Genomic DNA, 23,702 nt, shown 5'->3' with positions numbered 1-23,702 from the left:
CACGCCCCTCGGGACATACTCGGGGGGTGACCGACAACGCCCTCGCCGCTCCCGGGACGCCCGTGCCGTACGACGCCGTCGTGCTGGCCGGCGGCGCCGCCCGGCGGCTCGGCGGCGCCGACAAGCCCGGTCTGCGGGTCGGCGGCCGGGCGCTGCTCGACCGGGTGCTCGCGGCCTGCGCCGGCGCCGACACGACCGTCGTGGTGGCCGACCGGCGGCCCACCGCGCGGCCGGTGCGCTGGGCGCGCGAGGAGCCGCCGGGTGCGGGACCGGTCGCGGCGCTGGAAGCCGGCCTGCGGCACACCACCGCCGAACACGCGGTCGTCCTCTCCGCCGACCTGCCCTTCCTCCGGCCGGCGACGCTGCAACGCCTGTTGACCGCCCTCGGCGACACCGGCGCCGACGGTGCGCTGCTCACCGACACCGACGGCCGCGACCAGCCGCTCGTGGCCGCCTACCGCACCGCCGCGCTCCGCCGCGAACTGGCCGCCCTCGCGGCCGGACCCGACGGCCTGACCGGACTGCCCCTGCGCCGGCTGACCGGCGCCCTCAGCCTCACCCGCGTCCCGGACCCCCTCGCGTCCTTCGACTGCGACACCTGGGACGACCTCGTCAACGCCAGGGCACGCATCAGGGAGCATGGGCACGTGCTGGATGAATGGATCTCCGCAGTCAAGGACGAGCTGGGCATCGACCTGGACGTCGACACCGGCGTGCTGCTCGACCTGGCCCGTGACGCCGCGCACGGCGTGGCCCGGCCCGCAGCCCCGTTGACCACCTTCCTCGTCGGCTACGCCGCGGCCCAGGGCAAGGGCGGCCCCGACGCGGTCGCCGAGGCCGCCCGCAAGGCGGCCGCGCTCGCGCTGCGCTGGGGGGAAGAGAACGGCGGGGGCGGGAAAGAGAACAGCGGGGGCCCGAGCGCCCCGGACGCCGGATGACCGCCCCCGGAACCCGGGCCGGAGCGCCCGCCGGGGACAGCGACGACCTCGACGTCGAGGAGGCCCTGGCCCTCGTGAGGGAAGCCAAGGACGACCGCGCGGGCCAGGTCCCCGCTCCGGCACCCGAAGCGCACGGCGAGCGGCACCGGGCCACCCCCTGGGCCGGGGCCCGCGAGATCGCCGCCCGCGCCGCACGCGCCCGCACCCGCCGAGCCCCCGTCTCCATGCCGCTCGGCGACGCCCTCGGGCTGGTCCTGGCCGACCCGCTCGACGCGCTCACCGACCTGCCCTCCTTCGACACCTCCGCGATGGACGGCTGGGCGGTCGCCGGACCCGGACCCTGGGACGTACGGGACGAGGGTGTGCTCGCCGGGCACGCGCAGCCCGAGCCGCTCACCGACGGCGAGGCGGTCCGGATCGCCACCGGTGCCCGCATCCCGTCCGACACCACCGCCGTCCTGCGCAGCGAGCACGGCCGTACTGACGCACAGGGGCGGCTCCACGCCACGCGCGAGATCGTGCACGGCCAGGACATCCGCCCGCGCGCCCAGGAGTGCCGCAGCGGCGACCAGCTGCTGCCGGTCGGCACCCGGGTCACCCCCGCCGTCCTGGGGCTCGCGGCGGCGGCCGGATACGACACCGTCACCGCCGTACCGCGGCCCCGCGCCGAAGTCCTCGTGCTCGGCGACGAACTGCTGGCCGAGGGACTGCCGCGCGACGGGCTGATCCGGGACGCGCTCGGCCCCATGCTGCCGCCGTGGCTGCGCGCGCTCGGCGCCGAGGTCGTCGCGGTGCGCCGGATCGGCGACGACGCCGAGGCCCTGTGCCGGGCCGTCGCCGGCTCCGCGGCCGACCTCATCGTCACCACGGGCGGCACCGCGGGCGGACCTGTCGACCACGTCCACCCCATCCTGGAACGCATCGGCGCCGAACTCCTCGTCGACGGCGTCAAGGTGCGGCCCGGCCATCCCATGCTGCTCGCCCGCACCAAGGACGCCCAGCACCTCGTCGGCCTGCCCGGCAACCCCCTCGCGGCCGTCTCCGGCCTGCTCACGCTCGCCGAGCCCCTTCTGCGCACGCTGGCCGCCCACCCGGCCCCGGAGCGGTACACGCTGCCGCTCAGCGAGGCGGTCCAGGGGCATCCGTACGACACCCGGCTGATCCCCGTGGTGCTGCGCGGCGACCGTGCCGTACCGCTGCACTACAACGGTCCGGCCATGCTCCGCGGCATCGCCGCCGCCGATGCGCTGGCCGTCGTACCGCCGGGCGGAGCACGGCAGGGTGAGGAGACGGAACTCCTGGATCTGCCGTGGGCGACCGCCGGAATCGAGGTGTGTTTCACGTGAAACGTCCGGTGCTGCACGGGATGAGGTGGGCCGGCGGGTGACCATCGTGCGGGCGTATTCACGCTAGCGGGTCTGCCCCGGAGACGCCATCCCCGAGGAGTAGCGTCACGGGCATGTATGCGATCACGATTCCCGAACCTGGTGGTCCCGAGGCGCTGGTGTGGGCGGAGGTCCCCGATCCGGTGCCCGGCGAGGGCGAGGTGCTGGTCGAGGTGGTGGCCAGCGCCGTCAACCGAGCCGACATCCTGCAGCGGCAGGGCTTCTACAACCCGCCGCCCGGTGCCTCCGCCTACCCCGGCCTGGAGTGCTCCGGCAGGATCGCCGCGCTCGGGTCCGGAGTGTCCGGCTGGGCCGTCGGCGACGAGGTGTGCGCTCTGCTCTCGGGCGGCGGGTACGCCGAGAAGGTCGTCGTACCGGCCGGGCAGTTGCTGCCCGTGCCCGAGGGGGTCGACCTCAAGCGGGCGGCCGCGCTGCCCGAGGTTGTCTGCACGGTCTGGTCCAACGTGTTCATGATCGCCCATCTGCGGCCCGGTGAGACGCTGCTTGTGCACGGCGGGTCCAGCGGCATCGGCACCATGGCGATCCAGCTCGCCAAGGCCGTTGGGGCCAAGGTCGCGGTGACGGCCGGTACGAAGGAGAAGCTGGAGCGGTGCGCCGAGCTGGGCGCGGACATTCTCATCAACTACCGCGAGCAGGACTTCGTCGCCGAGATCGAGCAGGCCACTGGGGGTGCGGGGGCCGACGTCATCCTCGACAACATGGGCGCGAAGTATCTGGACCGCAATCTCCAGGCGCTTGCCGTCAGTGGGCGGCTCGCCATCATCGGTATGCAGGGCGGGGTGAAGGGGGAGCTGAACATCGGCACGCTGTTGAGCAAGCGGGCCGCGATCAGTGCCACCTCCCTGCGGGCGCGTCCGCTGAGTGAGAAGGCGGCGATCGTGGCCGCGGTGCGGGAGCATGTGTGGCCGTTGCTGGCCGGGGGGCATGTGCGGCCGGTGGTGGATCGGGAGGTGCCGATGGCCGAGGCGGCCGAGGCGCATCGAGTGGTGGAGGCCAGCGGGCATGTGGGGAAGGTGCTGCTGGTGGCGGCGTAAGGCCGGGGACGTCGTAGCGCTGGGGAGTCCATGACGCCGGCGAGCTGGAGCGGTGCCGGGTGCCGGGCTCGGGGTTGTCGCCGGGTGCCCGAGTGCCGGTTCGGCGGTGCGGCCGGCAGCGGCCGGGCCGGTCAGTCTCTGCGGAGTCGGAGGCCCAGAAGGGCCAGGGCCAGGCCCAGGCCTATGAGCACCAGACCGGTGCCCAGGGGCAGTATCTGGAAGACCGGCCCCGAGGTGTTCTCGTGCTGGGGGGCGGCGTTCCGGGGCGGGGGGTGGTCGAGGCCCGCCTCGTCGGGGACCGTCGAGGCCGTCGGCGTCGTGGTCGGGAGCTGTGCGGTCTCCGGTTCCTCCGCCCGACCGGCGCCCGGGGCCCGGTCCGTGCCCGGGGCCCGGGTGGGGACGGGGTCGTCGTCGCCCTCCACCTCGGCCGCGGGGCCGTCCGGCCGGCCCGGCCGCATCCGCCCCTCGCCGGCCCGGCTGCCCGCACGGGTCGGCTCGACGACCGTCGGACGGTACGAGGCGGAGGCGGAATCGGAGGGTATGGGGGGGATCGGGATCATGGGGGAGACGGGCGAGGGCCCGACAGCCGGGGAATGGCTGTGACGGTGACCGTGACCGTGAACGGGAATCCGGCCGTGATCGGGGCCGGTGGAGTATGGGGGCTCCGGGGTGGCGCCGGTCATGGGTTCGCGGCCTCCGTGCGCCGAGAGTCCGGGGCGGTCCGCGGGTCCGCGTGCGGGGTGGTCCGCGTCGTAGGGAGTCGGCTGGTCCGCGGGCCCGGGTGTGGCGGAGCTTCTCGGGCCGGGGTGGGTGGTGTACGCCGTCGTGGTGTGCTCGATGAGCGCGTCGTACGCGGGCAGGCCCACCGCGAGGACGAGAAGCAGCCGTATGCAGCGGCGTGTGGTGCGCAGCCATGGAGTCACGTCGGTGACCTCCCGGAGCCCGGATGTCGTGATCGATGGTTGACCGACGGAGATAAGCCTCACATTCAAGGGCGATCGGGGCATTTCAGAGTGGGCCGTCGGGTCTAAACGGTGGATCAGCCCTAAGAGGGGGCACGACGGTGATGAGGTATACGGGTGCGAGAGAATGGCGGCATGGAGATGCCGAGGAACGAACGGTCGCCGGAAAACCCTCAGATCCTCGTCGTAGGCCAGGACGGGATGGCGCTCGGCGGCGGCAACGGGGACATGGAGTCCCGTGAGACCCCGGTGACGGAGCAGGTGGAACAGCCGGCCAAGGTGATGCGGATCGGCAGCATGATCAAGCAGCTCCTGGAGGAGGTGCGCGCGGCTCCTCTGGACGAGGCGAGCCGGGTGCGGCTGAAGGAGATCCACGCCAGCTCGGTGAAGGAGCTGGAGGACGGCCTCGCGCCGGAGCTGGTCGAGGAACTCGAGCGGCTGTCCCTTCCGTTCACCGACGACGCCACCCCGAGCGACGCGGAACTGCGCATCGCACAGGCGCAGTTGGTGGGCTGGCTGGAAGGCCTCTTCCACGGGATCCAGACGACGCTGTTCGCCCAGCAGATGGCCGCGCGGGCCCAGTTGGAGCAGATGCGCCGCGCACTTCCGCCCGGGGTGACGGGACACGAGGGCGGTGACGACCCGCGCGCCGGCGGCCGGGCCGGCGGCCCGTACCTGTAACGACCCAGGCCGTACCCGAAACGACCGGGGCCCGGCACGGAAAGTGCCGGGCCCGACCTTGTGCGAGAGGCCTGTCACACGTCGGTCCGGGTTGAGCGGGCCGACGGATCTCGCGGCGTACTCAGCTGGGATTGCCCGTCGAGACGCTCAGCTCGATGGTGCCCGGGTTCTTCGGGTCGATCTCCGCGCCGGCGGCTGGGAATTGGTCCAGCACGGTGCCGTCGCCCCAGGTGTTGTCGGCCTCGGGCTTGACCTTGTACTGCCATTTCGCGGCCTGGAAGCACGCCTTCACCGAGTCGATGTCCTTGTACCGGAAGTCGGGCAGCTGCACCTTCTTCGCGTCGTTCCAGGACTCCGTCGGGTCCGTGCACTTGGTCTTGTCGATCACCCGGGTCCGGTCCGGCCCGCGGTAGCCCGCCTGGTGGGAGGCGGACGCCGAGGCGCTCGCGCCGCCGCCCCCGCCCTTGTCGTCACCGCCGCTGCTGTTCAGCGTCAGCGCGACGATCAGGGCGACGACCGCGACGAGCGACACCGCGACCGAGCCGATGATCACCGGCCTGTTGCTCTTGCCACCGCCGGAGCCCGGAGCGGACGGCTGCCCGGCCGTCTGCGGCGACATGACGTACGGCGGCGGGGTCGGCGCGGCCTGCGGAGCCTGCGGGCCGTACCCCATCGAGGGCGGCGTGTGGTAGCCGCCCGGGTGCCCTTGCTGGGGATAGCCGTAGGCCGGGGCCGGCGTCTGCGGGGCGCCGTACGGGCCCGGCTGGTACGGCGCCTGGACCGGGCCGGGGGCCGGCTGGGCGGTCCGGTCGACCGGCGGGAAGACCGCGGAGCCGACACCCGCGCCGCTCTGCGTCGGCCCGGCGCCCGGCACGATGCTCGGCGCGGCCGCCTGGAAGGACGCGGCGACACGCAGACACTCGTCGCGCATGGCCTCGGCGGTCGGGAAACGCTCGTTCGGGTTCTTCTTCAGCGCGCGGGCGACCAGCGCGTCCACCGCGGGCGGCAGCGCACGATTGATCGAGGAGGGCGCGACCGGCTCCTCCTGCACATGCGCGTACGCGATCGCGAGCGGCGAGTCCGCGTCGAACGGCAGCCGCCCGGTGACCAGCTGGAACAGCATGATGCCGACCGAGTACAGGTCGGAACGGGCGTCCACGCCACGGCCGAGGGCCTGCTCGGGCGACAGATACTGCGGGGTGCCGACGACCATGCCGGTCTGCGTCATCGACGTCACACCGGACTGCATGGCGCGGGCGATGCCGAAGTCCATGACCTTGACCACGCCGCGCTTGGTCACCATCACGTTGCCCGGCTTGATGTCGCGGTGGACCAGCCCCATCTCGTGGCTGATCTCCAGCGCGGCCAGCACGTCCGCGGTGACCTTCAGCGCCCTGTCCGCGGGCATCGCGCCGTACTGCCGGATGTCCTGCTCCAGGACCGAGCCCAGCGGGCGGCCCTCGACGTACTCCATGACGATGTACGGAGTCGTCAGACCGCCGAGATCGTCCTCGCCGGTGTCGAAGACCGACACGATGTTGGTGTGCGTGAGCTTCGCCACGGCCTGGGCCTCGCGGCGAAAGCGCTCACGGAAGGCCTGTTCCCGGCCGAGTTCCGTGTGGAGGGTCTTGATCGCGACCTGGCGGTCGAGCACGGCGTCGTACGCCAGGTGCACCGAGGCCATGCCGCCCTCGCCGAGCAGGTCCCGCAGCTGGTATCGGCCGCCGGCCAGCGACTGCCCCGTGTACCGGCCGTGTGTGCCGTCCTGGCTCATCTCTCCGTGTCCCCCACTGGCCGTCCGGCACCTTCGCTCATCGCACGGGCCTTGATCGAATGTGTCATTCCCGGCCAAGTCTGCCCCAGGGCACTGACACGTCAAGCTCGGTGCCCGTTCCGTGACCGTACGCGCAAGAAGCGCCGTGCAAGCGTTACAGGGGGCGTACGACCGCCACACAGAATTTGCACGACAGCGCGTGCTACAGGTTTCATGGCCGGTCAGGCTTCGGCCGGTCCCGGTTCCGGTTCCGGACCGGTGGCTCATGCCGAGGCTGTAGCGTGGCCGACGGAGACCGTGACAACACCGCGCATACCGCGGGCAGAAACGACGGCGAGGACTGATGGACCAGACGCAGCGCGCCCAGGGCCCGTCCGACCCCGAGGCGAGTGGCGGCGGTATGTCGGATGCGCCGGAGATGTGGGGCAACGGAGGGCTCGTCGGCGACGGCCGGTACCGGCTGACCCACAGGCTGGGCCGGGGCGGCATGGCCGAGGTGTTCGCGGCCGAGGACGTACGGCTGGGCCGTACCGTCGCGGTCAAGCTGCTCCGCGCGGACCTGGCCGAGGACCCGGTCTCCAAGGCCCGCTTCACGCGTGAGGCGCAGTCCGTCGCCGGCCTCAACCACCACGCGATCGTCGCCGTGTACGACTCCGGCGAGGACTTCGTCGGCGGCCAGTCCGTGCCGTACATCGTGATGGAGCTGGTCGAGGGCCGCACCATCCGCGATCTGCTGCTGAACGCCGAGGCGCCGGGTCCCGAGCAGGCCCTGATCATCGTCTCCGGGGTGCTCGACGCGCTCGCCTACTCGCATCAGCACGGCATCGTGCACCGCGACATCAAGCCCGCCAACGTGATCATCACGAACAGCGGCGCCGTCAAGGTGATGGACTTCGGCATCGCGCGCGCCCTGCACGGCGCGTCGACAACGATGACACAGACCGGCATGGTCATGGGCACGCCGCAGTACCTCTCCCCGGAGCAGGCGCTCGGCAAGGCCGTGGACCACCGCTCCGACCTGTACGCGACCGGCTGCCTCTTGTACGAACTCCTCGCGCTGCGGCCGCCGTTCACCGGCGAGACCCCGCTTTCGGTGGTCTACCAGCACGTCCAGGACATCCCCACCCCGCCCTCCGCGGTTTCCGACGGCTGCCCGCCGGAGCTGGACGGCCTGGTCATGCGCTCGCTCGCCAAGGAGCCGGACGACCGCTTCCAGACGGCCGAGGAGATGCGCGGCCTGGTCCAGTACGGCCTGCAGATGCTGTACGACCAGGGCGGGCACACCGGCACCTGGAACACCGGCCCGGTGGAGGCGCACGACGGTCGGCACACCCCGGCGGGCGGCTTCACCGGGACGACCGTGATGCAGCACCCGGGCGACTTCGGCTCCGGGACGGCGCAGATCCCGCAGCCGATGCTGCCGCACGGTTACGGCAACGGCGACGACGGCGGCTTCGAGGGGCACGGCAACAAGGGCAGCGGCCGCGGCAAGCTGTGGATCCTCGCCGTGCTCGCGGTGATCGCGATCGCGGCCGGTGTCGCGTTCGCACTGAACCACAACACCGGTGGCACTGGTACGGGCACCGACACCACGCCGCCGGCGACGCAGTCCCAGAGCACCAAGGACGACACGACCTCACCGACCCCGTCGGACAACACCACGGACCAGCCCTCGGACACGGCCACCGACAACGGCTCGGGATCGACCTCGGGCGGTTCCGACTACACCCCGTCGGACCCGCAGACCTCGCAGTCGCAGAGCACGGGGCCGACGGACCAGCCGACGGACACGCAGACCGCGCCGTCGCAGTCCCAGAGCCCCACTGGCGGCGGCACGGACAGCGGCACGACCACCGGCGGCACGAACACCGGTGGCACCGGCCCCACCGGTCCCACCGACCCCACCGGCACCGCCAACGGCGGTACCACCGTCGGGAACGCGGCGGACGGCGGCGTGGGCAACACCACCGGCTGAACGACTCCGGCACCGCCCTCCACGGCGTCCTGCTGAGCCGGCACTGGCAGGGCAGGCGCCGTCACTCGGTGAACGCGTCGCACACCGCGTCGTACTCGCGTGTCCACCACACCACGAGCGCCGACGCGGCCGGGAACTGGCAGTCCGCGCGCGTGTCACCGCGTTCGTAGTGCCAGCGCAGCATCCAGAAGTCGTTCAGCCGCTCCCACCACACCCGGTGCACGGCCGCCGCCAGTTCGGCGGCCCTGGCGCCGGCCGCGCGCCGGTACGCGCGCGCGTACGCGCGTACCTTCGGCAGGTCCAGGGTGCCCGCGGGGCGTACGAAGAAGATCGCCGCGGCGCGTACGGCCTCCTCCGCGCGGGGCTGCACACCCAGCCGGTCCCAGTCGACGATGGCCGCCGGGGTGCCGTCCTTGTAGAGCACGTTGAACGGGTGGAAGTCGCCGTGCACCCAGCCCACCGGCCCGCCGCGCGGCGGGCGCCGGTCCGTGTGCTGCTCCAGGAGCGTCCGGCGTTCCAGCAGCCGGTGCCGGGCCAGCTCGTCGAAGGCGTCGGCGGGGCGGTGCCGGCGCACATGGGCGAGCAGGTCGTCGATGAGCGTGAAGGTGTCGGCGGGGTCCGCGCTCTCCACGGGGTGAGGGCTCGTGGCCGGGCGCGTGCGCCCCTTGGGTGGCATCACACGCTCAAGACAGGCGTGCACGGCGCCCAGGAGCGCCCCGAGGCGTGCGCTCTCCCCCCGCGTGAGCTGTCCGCCGTGGCGGTGCCTGCCGTCGATCCAGGGGTGCAGGGCGTAGGCGTGGCCGCCGACGACGGCGACCGTGCGGCCCTCGCGGTGCGCGAGCGGTACGGCGACGGGGACGCCGAGGTCGGCCAGGCGCTGGGTGGCGCGGTGCCGGCGCTCGATGGCTGCCGGGTCGGCGGTGTCCGGATCGAAATGGTGCTTGAGGAAATAGCGGCCGCGGGTGGTGCGCAGCCGGTAGCCGCGGTTCAGCAGGCCCTGGTCGACCGGCTCACAGGTGAGGGCGGTACCGGCGGCGTACAGGCGCAGCAGGGCGCCCAGAGGGGGCGCGAGGGACACAAGGGGTGGTACACATGAGCGCGGCACGCCGCAGATGTTAGGGCACGAAAAACCGCCGTGAGCTGGGGCTTGTCACAGACGGTCGCCGGTGATCGCTTTCGGTCACTCGATGAGCATGCCGTGGGCTTTTGTCAAATGGTTCCGCTGCTTCCGTCCTTCTCGCCCTGGATACGGATGGCATAAGCGGCGCAGCCGGGTTCACACGCAAACAATTCGACTCTTCCCGTGACACGGGTGAGCGGGTTAACGTTCCGTTGCTTCGGCGTTGAAGCAGGGCTGTGACCAGCACGCTTCCACACCTCCCCGATTTACTTGGAAATCCAAGCAAAATCGCAGGTCAGGTGGGGTTTCACAGAAATGTGGAGCACTGGGTAACGTGATGGTTGCAGGGCGCTCGCCGGGGCACCTGTCACGCCTGTACCCGGCCGAGTGGCACCCACCCCGTGCCCGGTGGTCGAAACAGGTGAGCCGCACTGGCCTACCGGCAACCCCGGGGGCCGGAACGACGGAGGAGCACACGTGACCGTGGACAGCAGTGCCGCGCGCAAGCCGCGACGCAGCGCCGCAGGCAAGGCCGGCACCACCGGCAGCAAGACCACCCGCACCACCCGCGCCGCCGCGAAGAAGAGCACCGAACCGGAGCTCGTACAGCTGCTGACGCCGGAGGGCAAGCGGGTCAAGAACGCCGAGTACGACGCCTACGTCGCCGGCATCACCCCCGAAGACCTGCGCGGCCTGTACCGCGACATGGTGCTCACCCGCCGCTTCGACGCCGAGGCCACCGCCCTGCAGCGCCAGGGCGAGCTGGGACTGTGGGCCTCCCTGCTGGGCCAGGAGGCCGCCCAGATCGGCTCCGGCCGGGCGCTGCGCGACGACGACTACGTCTTCCCGACCTACCGCGAGCACGGCGTCGCCTGGTGCCGCGGCGTCGACCCGACCAACCTGCTCGGCATGTTCCGCGGCGTGAACAACGGCGGCTGGGACCCCAACGGCAACAACTTCCACCTGTACACGATCGTCATCGGCTCACAGACGCTGCACGCCACCGGCTACGCGATGGGCGTGGCCAAGGACGGCGCCGACAGCGCGGTCATCGCCTACTTCGGCGACGGCGCGAGCAGCCAGGGCGACGTGGCCGAATCGTTCACCTTCTCCGCGGTCTACAACGCGCCCGTCGTGTTCTTCTGCCAGAACAACCAGTGGGCGATCTCCGAGCCGACCGAGAAGCAGAGCCGTGTGCCGCTCTACCAGCGCGCGCAGGGCTTCGGTTTCCCGGGCGTACGCGTGGACGGCAACGACGTGCTGGCCTGCCTCGCGGTCACCAAGTGGGCGCTGGAGCGCGCCCGCAGCGGCGAGGGCCCCACCCTGGTCGAGGCGTACACCTACCGCATGGGTGCCCACACCACCTCCGACGACCCCTCCCGCTACCGCGGCGACGAGGAGCGGCTGGCGTGGGAGGCGAAGGACCCGATCCTGCGCCTTCGCCGGTACCTGGAGGTCTCAAACCACGCGGACGAGGGATTCTTCGCGGAACTCGAGGCCGAGTCCGAGGCGTTGGGCAAACGAGTGCGCGAAGCGGTCCGTGCCATGCCCGACCCGGACCACTTCGCCATCTTCGAGAACGTGTACGCGGACGGGCACGCGCTCGTCGACGAGGAACGAGCGCAGTTCGCCGCCTACCAGGCGTCGTTCGCTGACGCAGCTGAAGGGGGTCGCTGAGATGGCCGAGAAGATGGCGATGGCAAAGGCCATCAACGAGTCGCTGCGCCGCGCCCTGGACGAGGACCCCAAGGTCCTCGTCATGGGTGAGGACGTCGGCAAGCTCGGCGGCGTGTTCCGGGTGACGGACGGCCTCCAGAAGGACTTCGGCGAGAGCCGCGTCATCGACACCCCGCTGGCCGAGTCCGGCATCGTCGGTACCGCGATCGGTCTGGCGCTGCGCGGCTACCGCCCGGTGGTGGAGATCCAGTTCGACGGCTTCGTCTTCCCGGCCTACGACCAGATCGTCACCCAGCTCGCGAAGATGCACGCGCGCTCGCTGGGCAAGGTCAAGATGCCGGTCGTCGTCCGCATCCCCTACGGCGGCGGCATCGGCGCGGTCGAGCACCACTCGGAGTCCCCCGAGGCGCTGTTCGCGCACGTGGCGGGCCTGAAGATCGTGTCTCCGTCGAACGCGTCGGACGCGTACTGGATGATGCAGCAGGCCATCCAGAGCGACGACCCGGTGATCTACTTCGAGCCCAAGCGCCGCTACTGGGACAAGGCCGAGGTGGACGTCGAGGCGATCCCCGCCCCGCTGCACAAGGCCCAGGTCGTCCGCGAGGGCACCGACCTCACCCTGGCGGCGTACGGCCCGATGGTGAAGCTCTGCCAGGAGGTCGCGGCAGCCGCGGCCGAGGAGGGCAAGTCCCTGGAGGTCCTGGACCTGCGCTCGGTGTCGCCGCTGGACTTCGACGCCATCCAGGCCTCGGTGGAGAGGACCCGCCGTCTGGTCGTGGTCCACGAGGCACCGGTGTTCTTCGGCTCCGGCGCGGAGATCGCCGCCCGGATCACCGAGCGCTGCTTCTACCACCTGGAGGCACCGGTCCTGCGGGTCGGCGGCTACCACGCCCCCTACCCGCCGGCCCGCCTGGAGGAGGAGTACCTGCCGGACCTGGACCGCGTGCTCGACGCCGTCGACCGCTCGCTGGCGTACTGAGGAGAAGGTCGTGACGACGATGACGGAAGCGTCCGTACGCGAGTTCAAGATGCCGGACGTCGGCGAGGGACTCACCGAGGCCGAGATCCTCAAGTGGTACGTCCAGCCGGGTGACACGGTCACCGACGGTCAGGTGGTGTGCGAGGTCGAGACCGCCAAGGCGGCCGTCGAACTGCCCATCCCCTACGACGGGGTGGTCCGCGAACTCCACTTCCCCGAGGGCACCACGGTCGACGTGGGCACGTCCATCATCGCGGTGGCGGTGGCCGGCGCGGAAGCCGCCGAGGCCCCGGTCGAGCAGCCGCAGACAGCTGTTGAGGAGCCCGAGCCCGAGGCCAAGCCGCAGGGCCGCCAGCCGGTCCTGGTCGGGTACGGCGTGTCGACGTCCTCCACCAAGCGCCGCCCCCGCAAGGGTCCCGAGGTCACGGTCCCGGCGCCGGCCCAGGCGATCCAGACCGAGCTGAACGGCCACGGCCACGGCGCGGTCGCCGAGAGGCCCCGCCCGCTGGCCAAGCCGCCGGTGCGCAAGCTGGCCAAGGACCTCGGCGTCGACCTCGCCACGATCACCCCGTCCGGCCCGGACGGCATCATCACCCGCGACGACGTCCACGCGGCGGCCACGCCGAAGCAGGCGGAGCCGACGCCGACCCCGGTCGCCGCGGCTCCGGTGACGCCGGCCCCCGTCGCGTCCTACGACGGCGCTCGCGAGACCCGCATCCCGGTCAAGGGCGTCCGCAAGGCCACGGCGGCGGCGATGGTCGGCTCGGCCTTCACCGCGCCGCATGTCACGGAGTTCGTGACGGTCGACGTGACCCGCACGATGAAGCTGGTCGAGGAGCTGAAGCAGGACAAGGAGATGCAGGGCCTGCGGGTCAACCCGCTGCTGCTGATCGCCAAGGCCCTGCTGGTCGCCATCAAGCGCAACCCGGAGATCAACGCGTCCTGGGACGAGGCCAACCAGGAGATCGTGCACAAGCACTACGTCAACCTGGGCATCGCGGCGGCCACCCCGCGCGGCCTGATCGTGCCGAACATCAAGGACGCGCACGACAAGACGCTCCCGCAGCTGGCGGAGGCGCTCGGCGAGCTGGTCTCGACGGCCCGCGAGGGCAAGACCTCCCCGGCGGCCATGCAGGGCGGCACGGTGACCATCACCAACGTCGGCGTCTTCGGCGTCGACACCGGCACGCCGATCCTCAACCCGGGCGAGTCGGCGATCCTCGCGGTCGGCGCGATCAAGCTCCAGCCCTGGGTCCACAAGGGCAAGGTCAAGCCGCGTCAGGTGACGACGCTGGCGCTGAGCTTCGACCACCGCCTGGTCGACGGCGAGCTGGGCTCGAAGGTGCTGGCGGACGTGGCGGCGATTCTGGAGGAGCCGAAGAGGCTGATCACCTGGGCGTGACGGCTCCGGGTGGGTAGCGTTGGCGCCTGAGGGGCGCGGCCGCAAATTCGTCTTGCGGCCGCCCCCTCTGCTCTTCGGAGTTGTTCAGGGCTGGTTCAGCACGTACACCGGCGCCCCGTCCTCGGCTCCGCCGCGCGATCGGATGCAGGCGTGTTTGCGCAGCAGCCGCAGACATTCGTTGACGCGATGCACCGAGAGGCCCGTACGGGCCGCGATCGATTCGAGCGACTCGCGCAGCTCGCCCTTCTCCACGAGAACCGGGGCGATGACCACGGCCACGGTCCATACGTCGGTCGTGACGGAGAGGCGTTGCCGCCAGTCGGCCAGTACGGAAGCCGTGGCGGGCAGCACACCGGCGTGCCCACCGGGCGTCCGAGAGCTCGATACCAGGGCGTCGAGCCGGTCCGCGATCCGTTCCATGGCCCGGACCATGGCCTGCTGCACGGCGAGGGTGGCTTTCTGCGTGGCCGGCATCTCGCGCTGCAGAGCCAGCTTTTCCCTCCGCAGAACCAGCGTTTCCTCCTGCGGGTCGATCGATTTGTGCTGACCGTTCGCCAACTCCTCGTCCAGCTGAAAATCGTGCGCCTCGAGGCGGACGATGGCCTCGGCAACCTGCGCGGGCATGGCGTACGCGATCGGAGCGCCCGGCTCGAGGGGCTGCACCTCGGCCTCTTCCAGGGTGTAGGAACCCTCCCGCTGCACGGTCTCGATCACTTCCACGGCCCACTGCTTGAAAGGGGCGGCAGCAGGTTTCGTGCATGCAGTGACGAGATGGAGCAGCCCTTGAAGGTCGAGGAGATTCAGGTCTCGACGCCACTCCCTGCCTGCGGGAATGCCGAGACCGTATCGTCCGCTCACGGTCTCGAGACTGTCTCGGTGCTCTTGGGGGACGTGATCAGAGAGTGCCTTGGTCGGACTGGTGTGCCCCAGTTCCCTGCACACATCCACCGCCGGAAACCAGTGACTTCCGTCCGGCATGGTCAGCCGCCGCACGCGGGCTCCGGTCGCCGCGTACACGAAGTCGCTGATGTCGATCGCCTCGTGCCGTTCGGACGAGTCGGGTCGCTTGCTGGGTTCGCTCATGTGAACCACCTCCGCAGCGGAACGTAGAGCGGAGAAATTCGAATATGCCAGCTGCAACAGTGATGTTCACGATTGGGGGTGAAATCTGCGGGAAACTCCGGACACCTGCGGCTCAACACGTTTGGGGGAGCAGCCGGCACGGCACCCCGCGTTCCTTGGCTCCGCCGTTTCCGTCCGGTTCCAACCGGTACAAGTGGGCCTTCGGTGCACGCGTCACCGCCTCCGTCAGGGCGCCACCGGTGAAAAGCGCGCCGACGCCGTCCTCCACCGCCCAGCCGGCCGACAGCTCACCGGTGGCCACTGCCGCTTGTGCCTCGGACCATGCCCTGCCCTCGAAGGTCTTTGCCATCGATATAGAAGCCGTACCTTCCTCGCAGCCGTTGATCGTCAACTGCCGTAGATTTGGCGCATGGTAACGGGGGAGAAGGCCGCAGCTCGGCATGCGAGACCCACAGCGGAAGCGGGCGTCGGGCGGGCCTCTGTGCTCATGGCCGGGGGGACCGTCGTATCGCGGGCCAGCGGGCTGATCCGTCAGGTGCTGCAAGGAGCCGCGCTCGGGACGGGGCTGCTCGCGACCACGTACAACACCGCCAACACCGTGCCGACCAGTCTGTACACCCTGCTGATCGGTGGTGCGCTGAACGCCGTGCTGGTGCCGCAGTTGGTGCGCGCCCGGGCCACCCATGCCGATGGCGGGCGGGCGTACGAGCAGCGGCTCGTGACTCTCGTCGTCAGTGTGCTGGCCGTTGGGACCGTGCTCGCCGTGTGGGCGGCGCCGGAGATCGTGAGCCTGTACATAAGGGACACGCCCAAGGAGCACGCGGCGTACCGGCTGACCGTCGTCTTCGCCCGGTTCCTGCTTCCGCAGATCTTCTTCTACGGGCTGTTCGCCATCCTCGGCCAAGTGCTGAACGCTCGTGAGAAGTTCGGCGCCATGATGTGGACGCCCGTGCTCAACAATGTCGTCCTCGTGGCGATGTTCGGCGTCTACCTCGGGATGATGACCGTCCCGCACTCGGTCGCCGACGTCACCGACGCCGAGGTCCGCTGGCTCGGCATCGGCACGACTCTCGGGATCGCCGTGCAGGCCCTCGCGCTCATCCCTTTCGCCCGCATCGCAGGCTTCCGCTTCCGGCCCCGTTTCGACTGGCGCGGCGCGGGACTCGGGTCCGGGATCCACGCGGCCAAGTGGACGCTGCTGTTCGTGCTGACCAATCTGGTCGCCCTCACCGTCGTCACCAACTACGCCAACGCCGCCGACCAGCGGCTGCCGAAGGCGGGCGTGGGTTACACGGCGTACAGCTACGCGCAGACCATCTGGATGCTGCCCCAGTCCATCGTCACCGTCTCGCTCGTCACCGCTCTGCTGCCGCGCATGAGCAAGGCGGCGGCCGAGGGGCGGATCGCTGATCTGCGTGCCGATCTGTCCCGGGCGCTGCGGGTCAGCGGAGTCGTGATCGTCCCGGCGGCCTTCCTGTTCACCGCACTCGGACCGGACATCGCCGTCCTCCTCTTCGCCCACGGCGCCGCCGACGCCGCCACGGCCCAGCCCCTGGGGCACATGCTCCAGGCCTTCGGGCTCGGCCTGATCCCGTTCTCCGCGCAGTACCTGCTGCTGCGTGGCTTCTACGCCTTCGAGGACACCCGTACGCCGTTCCTCATGGCCGTGTGGATCGGGGTCGTCGACATCGCGCTCGCCACCGCCTGCCATGTGCTCCTGCCCGCGCGGTGGGCGGTCACCGGCATGGCCGGCGCCTACACCGTCTCCTACTTCGCCGGGCTCGTCCTCACCGCCCGTCTGTTGGGCCGCCGCACCGGCGGCCGGCTGGACGACGGCACCCTGCGCGGCACCTACGGCAAGCTGCTGTGCGCCGGAGGCGTCGCGGCGGTCGCAGGCTGGGCGGCGGCGCGGGGCTGTGCCGGGGTGGTGGGGCACGGCACGGCGGGGGCGGTCCTGGCAACCACCACCGGCACGCTGGCACTCGCCGTTGTCTATCTGCTGCTGGCCAGGGTGTTGAGGATCGGCGAGCTTCGGCGGATTCCCGGCTTTCGCTGACAGTGCATGCCACTAATTGCCGTATCGCGCACCATCCCTGATGCCGCATCAGGGAGTGATCAGGGTGCCGTCGGGGAGGTCACGGATGATGACGGAGGGACCGCGGCGGCACGCTGGTGACATGACGAAATCCGCTGCCGTTCGCCCCGGTTCCTCCCCTTCGCCTGACGTGGCTTCCTCCGCCTCCCCACCCTCCTCACCATCCTCGGCCTCATCCACCTCCGTCCGCCGTGTGGCCGCCCTCGCGGGCGTCGCCGTCCTGGCCGGTACGGCGGCGGTGTGCGCACCTGGTGTGGCCTACGCGGCGCCTCGCGTCACCGTCGCCTCCGCGACCGACTTCGGCGACTGCCCGGCACTGCCCGACCGCGTCGACCCGAGGCGATGGAGATGCGAAGTGCATACGGCCGCCCCGCGGTTGACCCTCGGCACGGTTGCGGTGAACCTCGCCCCGATCACCATGACGCATGCCGAAGGTCCGATGCCGGACGGCAGCAAGGGCCAGGTGTGGGGTGCGATGCACAGCTCGCCCACCGCTGTGCCGGGAGGACTGACCGGCACACCGGCGGGGGATCGCGCGGCCGTCCTGGGACTGGCGATACAGCCGGAGTACGGCGGGCGGTCCGACTTCTACACCGGGCGGTTCAGCCTCCGCTTCGGGCTCCTCGGCCCGTTGGTGCCGCGGGGCTGCACCATCGGCGCGGGCGAACCCGTCGACTTCCAGCTGAAGCGCTCCGGTCCCTCCAAGTGGGTCTCCCAGGACCCTCCGGTGATCGAGTTCTCTGCCTACGACGACACCTTCACCGCCCCGGCCGCCGAACACTGCGGACCCCTCACCGCACTCCTCAACCGCCGTCTCGGCCTGCCGGCGGCCGAAGGGAACCTGTTGTCGTACGACGCCTCGTACACCTTCAAGACCTACGACCAGCTCCCCGTCCGTGACGACGGCAAGGAACAGAAAGGAGGGAACCTTTCGCGCTGACGCCGACTCCTGACCCGGCGACGCGGGCGCGACGGGGGACCGCACCGGCTCGATAGGGGTCAGGCATGGCACCGCACACCGACCGTCCAGACCGTCCACTGCCGAGGGACGAGCGTGCCGAGCACCGTCTGCTGGACGTGCGCTCCACCCGGATGCATCTCGCCGAGTACGGCGGCACCGGCACCCCGCTGCTGATGCTGCACGGCTTTCCGCAGCACTGGTACGCCTGGCACAAGGTCGCCGGGCAGCCGGCCGACGCATACCGGCGCGACGGATACCGGCTGCTCTGCCCGGACCTGCGCGGCTTCGGCTGGTCGCGGATCACGCCGGGCGGCTACGACATGGACGGCCTGGCGGACGACGCGCTCGCGCTGCTCGACACCCTCGGGCTGGAGCGGGTCGGGCTGGTCGGGCACGACTGGGGAGCGCATCTCGGCTTCCGGCTGTGTCTGAGGGCGCCGGAGCGGTTCACCGGCTACCTCGCGCTGAACATGACCCACCCCTGGCCCCGGCACCGCGCGGTCCTGCCCAACCTGTGGCGGCTGTGGTACACCGCGTTCGTCGAGTACCCGGTGCTCGGGCGGGCCGTGCTGCGGCACTGGCCCGGCTTCACCCGCTTCCTGCTGCGCCACCAGGTCGCCGACCCGGCGGCCGTGTGGACGCAGGCGGAGGTCGCCGAGTACGCCACCGCCATCTCGGAGAACGCCCCCGCCGTCCAGTCCCTGTTCTGGCAGTACGTCCTGCACGACATCCCCGCGCTGCTACGGGGCACCGCGCGGCGGCAGCGGCTGACCGTGCCGACGCTGCTGCTCGGCGAGGAGCGGGACAACGTGGTCGTGCCGTCGATGCCGGCGGGCGCCGAGCCGTACGCCGACGAGCTGCGTGTGCGGCTGGTGCCGGGGGCCGGTCACTTTATGGCCAGGGCGTTCCTGTCCTGGGCGGCCCGGACCAGTGCGGCGGCCGTGTCCCAGGGTGCCGTCCCGCCGTCGTCCTCCCCCTGGATGTCCATGGCCGGCTCAGTCCCGCGACCGCAGCGCGTTCAGCAGGGCCGCGCCCCGTTCGGCGTCGTCCACGCTCACGGCGAAGTCCGTGCGGCGGCCGCGGGGGCGTACGACCAGGCAGTCGCCGGCGCGGAGCATGACCGTCGTGCCGAGGCCGCTGAGGCGGTAGCCCCAGCCGCCGACCTGGGAGGGCTGCCGGCGCTCGGCGCGGGCCGACTCGATGGCGGTCGGCGACCAGTGGCGGGCGGGCCAGCCGAGCGGGCCGAACGACACCTCCAGGCCGGCTTCCGACACCTTGGCCTGGACGGAGGAGGAGAGGGCACCGGTGAGGGAGACGGTGGCGCAGACGACGCACAGCGGGACCAGCACGGTGGTACTGGCCAGACCGGCGACCAGTGCCACCAGCGCGCCGGCGGCGATCAGGCCGGTCAGTGCGGCCAGTAGCTGCAGCCAGGGGTTGGCCGTGCGGGAGAACCACACCAGCCGCTCGCCCTCGGGCAGGTTCAGCGCGGGGGTCGGGGCGGCCGGCGGGGTGGAGCCGGTGCGGGTGGTCAGCCACCAGGCCACCACCCCGGCGACCACCGCGAGAGCTAGGGGGAGCACTACTCCGAGCGCCGGTTCGCGGGCCTCGTGCCAGTCGGTGCGGTCCAGGTTCGCGCGGACGACGGAGGCCTGTGCGCCGACGAGCACCGCCGCCGTGGGCGCCAGGGCGATCGCCCGCCAGGGGCGTGCGGCCGGCCAGGAGCGGCGCCATCGCACGCTCAGCGCGAGGGCGATCAGCAGCCAGATGCCGGCCGGGAACAGGGAGGCCTGCCACAGCGGCATCGAGCCGTCGGGGGCGGCACCCCCGCTCCAGTGGGTCGCCAACCGGTCGGGCAGCCGGCCGCGCGCGGCCCAGGGCAGGCCCGCGAGCAGCGCGGCGACGGCCACCGTGCATCCCGCGAGCGTCCAGCGCCCGGCGCGCCTTCGGGCACCCGTCCACTCGTATCCGCCGCGGTCCCGGTCGTACTCGTCCCGGGCCCGTTCGTCCCCGTCGGTCATGTCGTGGTCCCCCGGATCATCTCGATGAGGTCGGTGCGGCTGTAGCCGAGCCGGGATGCCTCCGCGACCAGCTCCCGCACTCTGATCTGCAGTCCGGAGCGCCGGGCCGCCCCTTCGGCGACGGTGATCCCGCGGCCGCGGCGGAACTCCAGCAGGCCCTCGTCCCGCAGTTCGCGCAGGCCGCGCAGGACGGTGTTGACGTTGATGTCCAGGGCCGTGGAGAGATCGCGGGCCGAGGGCAGCCGGTCGCCGGTGCGGCACTCGCCCTCGGCGATGGCCCGCCGGATCGCCGCCGCGACCTGCTCGTGCAGGGGGCGGGTGTCGGTCTTGTCCAGACGCAGCAACATGGTGCCAATGACACTAGCACCATCGGCTTCATTGTGCGCCCCGGCAGCGGAACGGGCCCGCCGCTGGCGTGCGACGGGCCCGTGGGTGTCCGGTGAGGTGTCAGCCGAGCTTGGCGAAGCCGTAGTCGAGGAGCTTCTTCGCGTCCGCCTCGCGCTGGGGGATGGAGGTGGAGGCGAGGACGGTGCCGATGATCGTCTTGTTGTTGCGGGTGGCGGCGAAGACCAGGCAGTAGCCGGCCTCCGGGCCGGAGCCCGTCTTCACACCGATGGTGCCGCTGTAGCTGCTGAGCAGACCGTTGGTGTTGGTCCACGGGGCCATCGTGCGGATGCTGCCCGTCTTGGTGATCGTCTTCGCGGTGTACGACTTCGTCTTGACGACCGCGCGGAACGTGGAGTTCTGCATCGCGCTGCTGGCGATCTTCGTGAGGTCGCGCGGCGTCGAGTAGTTGTTGCCGTTGCCGATGCCGTCGAAGGAGTCGAAGTGCGTGTTCGTGAGCTTGAGGCTCTTGGCGGCGGTGTTCATCTTGCTGATGAAGTTCGACACGCGCGCGGCACGGGTGGTGCCGGTGCCGTACGTGTCGGCGAGCGCGTAGGCGGCGTCGCAGCCGGACGGCAGCATCAGGCCGTACAGCAGCTGGCGGACGGTGACCTTGTCACCGACGATGAGGTGCGCCTGGGAGGCGTTGTTCGCGACCACGTAGTCGCTGTACGCCTTCTGGATCGTCACCTTCTTGTCGAGGTTGAGGTTCGACTGCGCGAGCACGACCTTGGCGGTCATGATCTTGGTGGTGGAGCCGGTGGAAAGCCGGGTGTCCGCCGCCTTGGTGTAGAGCGTCGTACCGCTCACGTTGTTCATCACGTAGCCGCCCTTGGCCACGATCGTGGGCGTCGTGAGGGCCTGAGCGGGCGTCGCGGTGAGGGCACCGGTCGCGAGCAGCGCGCCGGAGGTGACGGCGACGGCGGTGGCTCTGCGGATGCGGGTGGTGCGGGTGCCCTTAATGCCGGTAATCAAAGTGATGTACCCCGATTGTCGTGAATGCCCCTGAAGTGCGGCCGAGTTGAGGTGGCAAGAGCAGAGGGCCGCACGTGTGAGACACGTAAGTAGCACAGAAGGTTGCGCGGTTGCTGTGTGCGATCTTCGTCACATCCACCGTCGCGTCCGCCGCCGCGTCCGGATGCTGGACGCCGCTGCCACATGCGTACGTGTTGTATCTATCCTGTGGACATGGAGACGGCCGTACAACAGCACACCCGCCGAGACCCCAAGCCCCCGCCCGCCGCCGACCGCGTGTACGCCCACGTCAAGCAGGGCGTTCTCGACCGGCGCTACGAGGGCGGCACCCTGCTCACCGAAGGGGAGCTGGCCGAGGCCGTCGGGGTCTCGCGCACGCCCGTGCGGGAGGCGCTGCTGCGGCTGGAGGTCGAGGGCCTGATCCGGCTCTACCCGAAGAAGGGCGCGCTGGTGCTGCCGGTCTCCGCGCAGGAGATCGCGGACGTGGTGGAGACCCGCCAGCTGGTCGAGGAGCACGCCGCCCGCAAGGCCGTACCCGCCCCGCCCGGGCTGCTCGAGCGCCTGACCGGGCTGCTGGAGCTGCAGAAGGCGCAGGCCGCCGCCGGTGATCTGGCCGCGGCCGCGGTGACCGACCGTAACTTCCACGCCGAGATCGTGCGCAGCGGCGGCAACGAGATCCTGTCCCGGCTCTACGACCAACTGCGCGACCGGCAGCTGCGGATGGGCGTCGCCGTCATGCACTCCCATCCCGACCGGATCGCCAAGACGCTCGCCGAGCACGAGGAGATCCTGGACGCGCTGCGTGCCGGGGACGCGGAGGCGGCCGTCGGGGTCGTGCACCGGCATGTGAGCTGGTTCGAGCACCTCGCGCGGGGTGAGGTCCGATGAGCGCTCCGGCGCGCAACCTCACCCTTCCGGGTGATCCACCGGGCGGCCGACGCGCCGTCACCGTGTGGTCCATAGGCGTCGCCGTCTACTTCGTCGCGGTCATCTTCCGTACGTCACTGGGCGTGGCGGGGCTGGACGCGGTGGACCGCTTCCATGTGAACGCGTCCGCCCTGTCGACGTTCTCCATCCTCCAGCTGCTGGTCTACGCCGGTATGCAGATACCCGTCGGCCTGCTCGTCGACCGGCTCGGCACGAAGCGGGTGCTGAGCATCGGGGCGGTCCTCTTCACGGCCGGTCAGCTGGGCTTCGCCTTCTCGCCTTCGTACGGCACCGCCCTCGCCTCCCGTGCCCTGCTGGGCTGTGGTGACGCGATGACCTTCATCAGCGTGCTGCGGCTCGGCACCCGCTGGTTCCCGGCCCGGCGCGGGCCGCTGGTCGCGCAGCTCGCGGGGCTGGTCGGCATGGGGGGCAACCTGGTCTCCACACTGGTCCTCGCCCGGCTGCTGCACGGCATCGGCTGGACCCCGGCGTTCGCCGGCAGCGCGCTCGCGGGTGTCGTCGTCCTCGTGCTGACGCTGCTGTTCCTGAAGGACCATCCCGAGGGGTACGAGCCGGAGCCGGCGCCGCACCAGGGCACGGCGTATGTGCGCCGGCAGATCGCGGCGGCCTGGCGGGAGCCGGGGACCCGCCTCGGACTGTGGGTGCACTTCACCACCCAGTTCCCGGCGATGGTGTTCCTGCTGCTGTGGGGCCTGCCGTTCCTGGTCCAGGCGCAGGGGCTCGGCCGGGCCACGGCCGGTGAGCTGCTGACCCTGGTCGTGCTGTCCAACATGGTGATCGGGCTGGTCTACGGCCAGATCATCGCCCGGCATCACGCGGCGCGGCTGCCGCTGGCGCTGGGCACGGTCGGGGCGACCGCGCTGCTGTGGGCCTCGACGCTGCTGTATCCCGGTGCGCATGCGCCGATGTGGCTGCTGGTGGTGCTGTGCACGGTGCTGGGGGCGTGCGGGCCCGCCTCGATGATCGGGTTCGACTTCGCGCGGCCGGCCAATCCGCCCGAGCGGCAGGGGACGGCGTCCGGTATCACCAACATGGGTGGTTTCGTCGCCTCGATGACGACGTTGTTCGCGGTCGGGGTGCTGCTGGACGCCACCGGGGACGACTACGCCGTGGCGTTCTCGGCGGTGTTCGTGCTGCAGGCGCTGGGCGTGTCCCAGATCCTGCGGCTGCGGGGGCGGGCGGCCCGGCGCGAACGTGAACGGCTGGTGGCGAGCCGGGTGGAGACGGTGCACGTTCCCGCATAGGTGCCCTGTGCCGGTGCGGGCCTCACCGGGGGCTGCCGCCCTC

At 71.2% G+C, this 23,702-nt stretch carries 20 protein-coding genes and 1 pseudogene; 13 read left to right on the top strand and 8 right to left on the bottom strand.

Translation table 11 applies throughout. The annotated features are described in order from the left end of the window. The first annotated feature begins 26 nt into the window (after window positions 1-26). The 3 genes from ACZ5NH_RS16150 to ACZ5NH_RS16140 all read left to right on the top strand — a co-directional run bounded on the left by ACZ5NH_RS16150 (window position 27) and on the right by ACZ5NH_RS16140 (window position 3,378). Window positions 27-938, top strand: coding sequence for an NTP transferase domain-containing protein (locus ACZ5NH_RS16150; protein WP_468775692.1), 912 nt, complete (start codon window positions 27-29; stop codon window positions 936-938). Further along, window positions 935-2,284 carry a molybdopterin molybdotransferase MoeA gene (locus ACZ5NH_RS16145; protein WP_468775690.1) on the top strand — a complete coding sequence of 450 codons (1,350 nt, stop codon included), beginning with the start codon at window positions 935-937 and terminating at the stop codon, window positions 2,282-2,284. Before ACZ5NH_RS16150 ends, ACZ5NH_RS16145 begins: the two co-directional genes overlap by 4 nt. 113 nt (window positions 2,285-2,397) lie before the next feature. Continuing rightward, on the top strand, window positions 2,398-3,378 hold the full coding sequence (locus ACZ5NH_RS16140) for an NAD(P)H-quinone oxidoreductase (protein ID WP_388622938.1): 981 nt from the start codon (window positions 2,398-2,400) through the stop codon (window positions 3,376-3,378). Window positions 3,379-3,509: 131 nt separating this feature from the next. On the opposite strand, the gene ACZ5NH_RS16135 is transcribed toward ACZ5NH_RS16140, so the two are convergent. After that, window positions 3,510-4,301 carry a hypothetical protein gene (locus ACZ5NH_RS16135; protein WP_468775688.1) on the bottom strand — a complete coding sequence of 264 codons (792 nt, stop codon included), beginning with the start codon at window positions 4,299-4,301 and terminating at the stop codon, window positions 3,510-3,512. A 174-nt stretch (window positions 4,302-4,475) separates the two neighbouring features. Here ACZ5NH_RS16135 and ACZ5NH_RS16130 point away from each other — a divergent pair, with 174 nt between their 5' ends. After that, window positions 4,476-5,021, top strand: a complete 546-nt coding sequence (locus ACZ5NH_RS16130) for a bacterial proteasome activator family protein (RefSeq protein ID WP_388622944.1) — start codon at window positions 4,476-4,478, stop codon at window positions 5,019-5,021. Between the two features lie 121 nt (window positions 5,022-5,142). On the opposite strand, the gene ACZ5NH_RS16125 is transcribed toward ACZ5NH_RS16130, so the two are convergent. After that, window positions 5,143-6,795: a Stk1 family PASTA domain-containing Ser/Thr kinase gene (locus ACZ5NH_RS16125; protein ID WP_468775686.1), complete on the bottom strand. Its 1,653-nt coding sequence runs from the start codon at window positions 6,793-6,795 to the stop codon at window positions 5,143-5,145. Window positions 6,796-7,138: 343 nt separating this feature from the next. On the opposite strand from ACZ5NH_RS16125, the gene ACZ5NH_RS16120 reads away from it, so the two are divergent. After that, entirely contained in the window at window positions 7,139-8,770 is a 1,632-nt protein-coding gene (locus ACZ5NH_RS16120) for a protein kinase domain-containing protein (protein WP_468775684.1), read from the top strand. A 61-nt stretch (window positions 8,771-8,831) separates the two neighbouring features. On the opposite strand, the gene ACZ5NH_RS16115 is transcribed toward ACZ5NH_RS16120, so the two are convergent. Further along, window positions 8,832-9,848, bottom strand: coding sequence for a phosphotransferase (locus ACZ5NH_RS16115; RefSeq protein ID WP_451551571.1), 1,017 nt, complete (start codon window positions 9,846-9,848; stop codon window positions 8,832-8,834). 519 nt (window positions 9,849-10,367) lie between these two features. On the opposite strand from ACZ5NH_RS16115, the gene pdhA reads away from it, so the two are divergent. From pdhA to ACZ5NH_RS16100, 3 genes are read left to right on the top strand one after another with little or no spacing between them, the layout of a single operon-like run. Then, on the top strand, window positions 10,368-11,567 hold the full coding sequence (gene pdhA / locus ACZ5NH_RS16110) for a pyruvate dehydrogenase (acetyl-transferring) E1 component subunit alpha (RefSeq protein ID WP_451551570.1): 1,200 nt from the start codon (window positions 10,368-10,370) through the stop codon (window positions 11,565-11,567). 1 nt (window position 11,568) lies between these two features. Beyond that, the gene (locus tag ACZ5NH_RS16105) at window positions 11,569-12,546 is read left to right on the top strand and encodes an alpha-ketoacid dehydrogenase subunit beta (protein ID WP_388622954.1); all 978 of its coding nucleotides are present in this window, start codon (window positions 11,569-11,571) and stop codon (window positions 12,544-12,546) included. 10 nt (window positions 12,547-12,556) lie between these two features. Next, on the top strand, window positions 12,557-13,948 hold the full coding sequence (locus ACZ5NH_RS16100) for a dihydrolipoamide acetyltransferase family protein (RefSeq protein WP_388622957.1): 1,392 nt from the start codon (window positions 12,557-12,559) through the stop codon (window positions 13,946-13,948). Window positions 13,949-14,032: 84 nt separating this feature from the next. Here ACZ5NH_RS16100 and ACZ5NH_RS16095 read toward each other — a convergent pair whose 3' ends face one another. Beyond that, the gene (locus ACZ5NH_RS16095) at window positions 14,033-15,031 is read right to left on the bottom strand and encodes a BRO family protein (protein WP_468775681.1); all 999 of its coding nucleotides are present in this window, start codon (window positions 15,029-15,031) and stop codon (window positions 14,033-14,035) included. 112 nt (window positions 15,032-15,143) lie between these two features. After that, complete coding sequence (locus ACZ5NH_RS16090; RefSeq protein WP_468775679.1) at window positions 15,144-15,422, bottom strand: hypothetical protein; 279 nt, start codon at window positions 15,420-15,422, stop codon at window positions 15,144-15,146. Between the two features lie 96 nt (window positions 15,423-15,518). On the opposite strand from ACZ5NH_RS16090, the gene murJ reads away from it, so the two are divergent. The 3 genes and pseudogenes from murJ to ACZ5NH_RS16075 form a co-directional block, all read left to right on the top strand. Continuing rightward, window positions 15,519-17,087, top strand: coding sequence for a murein biosynthesis integral membrane protein MurJ (gene murJ, locus ACZ5NH_RS16085; protein WP_468775677.1), 1,569 nt, complete (start codon window positions 15,519-15,521; stop codon window positions 17,085-17,087). A gap of 232 nt (window positions 17,088-17,319) precedes the next feature. Then, the gene (locus ACZ5NH_RS16080; RefSeq protein ID WP_468775675.1) at window positions 17,320-18,066 is read left to right on the top strand and encodes a hypothetical protein; all 747 of its coding nucleotides are present in this window, start codon (window positions 17,320-17,322) and stop codon (window positions 18,064-18,066) included. Window positions 18,067-18,131: 65 nt separating this feature from the next. After that, window positions 18,132-18,923 (top strand): annotated as a pseudogene (locus ACZ5NH_RS16075) (alpha/beta hydrolase); the annotation flags it as partial. Window positions 18,924-19,082: 159 nt separating this feature from the next. Here ACZ5NH_RS16075 and ACZ5NH_RS16070 read toward each other — a convergent pair. From ACZ5NH_RS16070 to ACZ5NH_RS16060, 3 genes are all read right to left on the bottom strand, one after another. Continuing rightward, window positions 19,083-20,108: a DUF1648 domain-containing protein gene (locus ACZ5NH_RS16070; RefSeq protein WP_468775673.1), complete on the bottom strand. Its 1,026-nt coding sequence runs from the start codon at window positions 20,106-20,108 to the stop codon at window positions 19,083-19,085. Further along, entirely contained in the window at window positions 20,105-20,455 is a 351-nt protein-coding gene (locus tag ACZ5NH_RS16065; RefSeq protein WP_388622974.1) for a GntR family transcriptional regulator, read from the bottom strand. The genes ACZ5NH_RS16070 and ACZ5NH_RS16065 overlap by 4 nt, the downstream gene beginning before the upstream one ends. Before the next feature lie 100 nt (window positions 20,456-20,555). Next, window positions 20,556-21,467: a D-alanyl-D-alanine carboxypeptidase family protein gene (locus ACZ5NH_RS16060; RefSeq protein ID WP_388622977.1), complete on the bottom strand. Its 912-nt coding sequence runs from the start codon at window positions 21,465-21,467 to the stop codon at window positions 20,556-20,558. A 213-nt stretch (window positions 21,468-21,680) separates the two neighbouring features. On the opposite strand from ACZ5NH_RS16060, the gene ACZ5NH_RS16055 reads away from it, so the two are divergent. Both ACZ5NH_RS16055 and ACZ5NH_RS16050 read left to right on the top strand, forming a co-directional pair. After that, window positions 21,681-22,355 (top strand): GntR family transcriptional regulator, encoded by a 675-nt coding sequence (locus tag ACZ5NH_RS16055; RefSeq protein ID WP_468775670.1) that lies wholly within the window; start codon window positions 21,681-21,683, stop codon window positions 22,353-22,355. Further along, a complete protein-coding gene (locus tag ACZ5NH_RS16050) occupies window positions 22,352-23,659 on the top strand; it encodes an MFS transporter (protein WP_468775668.1) in 1,308 nt (435 codons plus the stop codon). The genes ACZ5NH_RS16055 and ACZ5NH_RS16050 overlap by 4 nt, the downstream gene beginning before the upstream one ends. Window positions 23,660-23,702 lie beyond the last annotated feature (43 nt).

This window comes from Streptomyces sp. NPDC031426, from assembly GCF_055581585.1.
The sequence above is the reverse complement of the archived record's forward strand: the minus strand, read 5'-3'. Positions and strand labels throughout refer to the sequence as shown.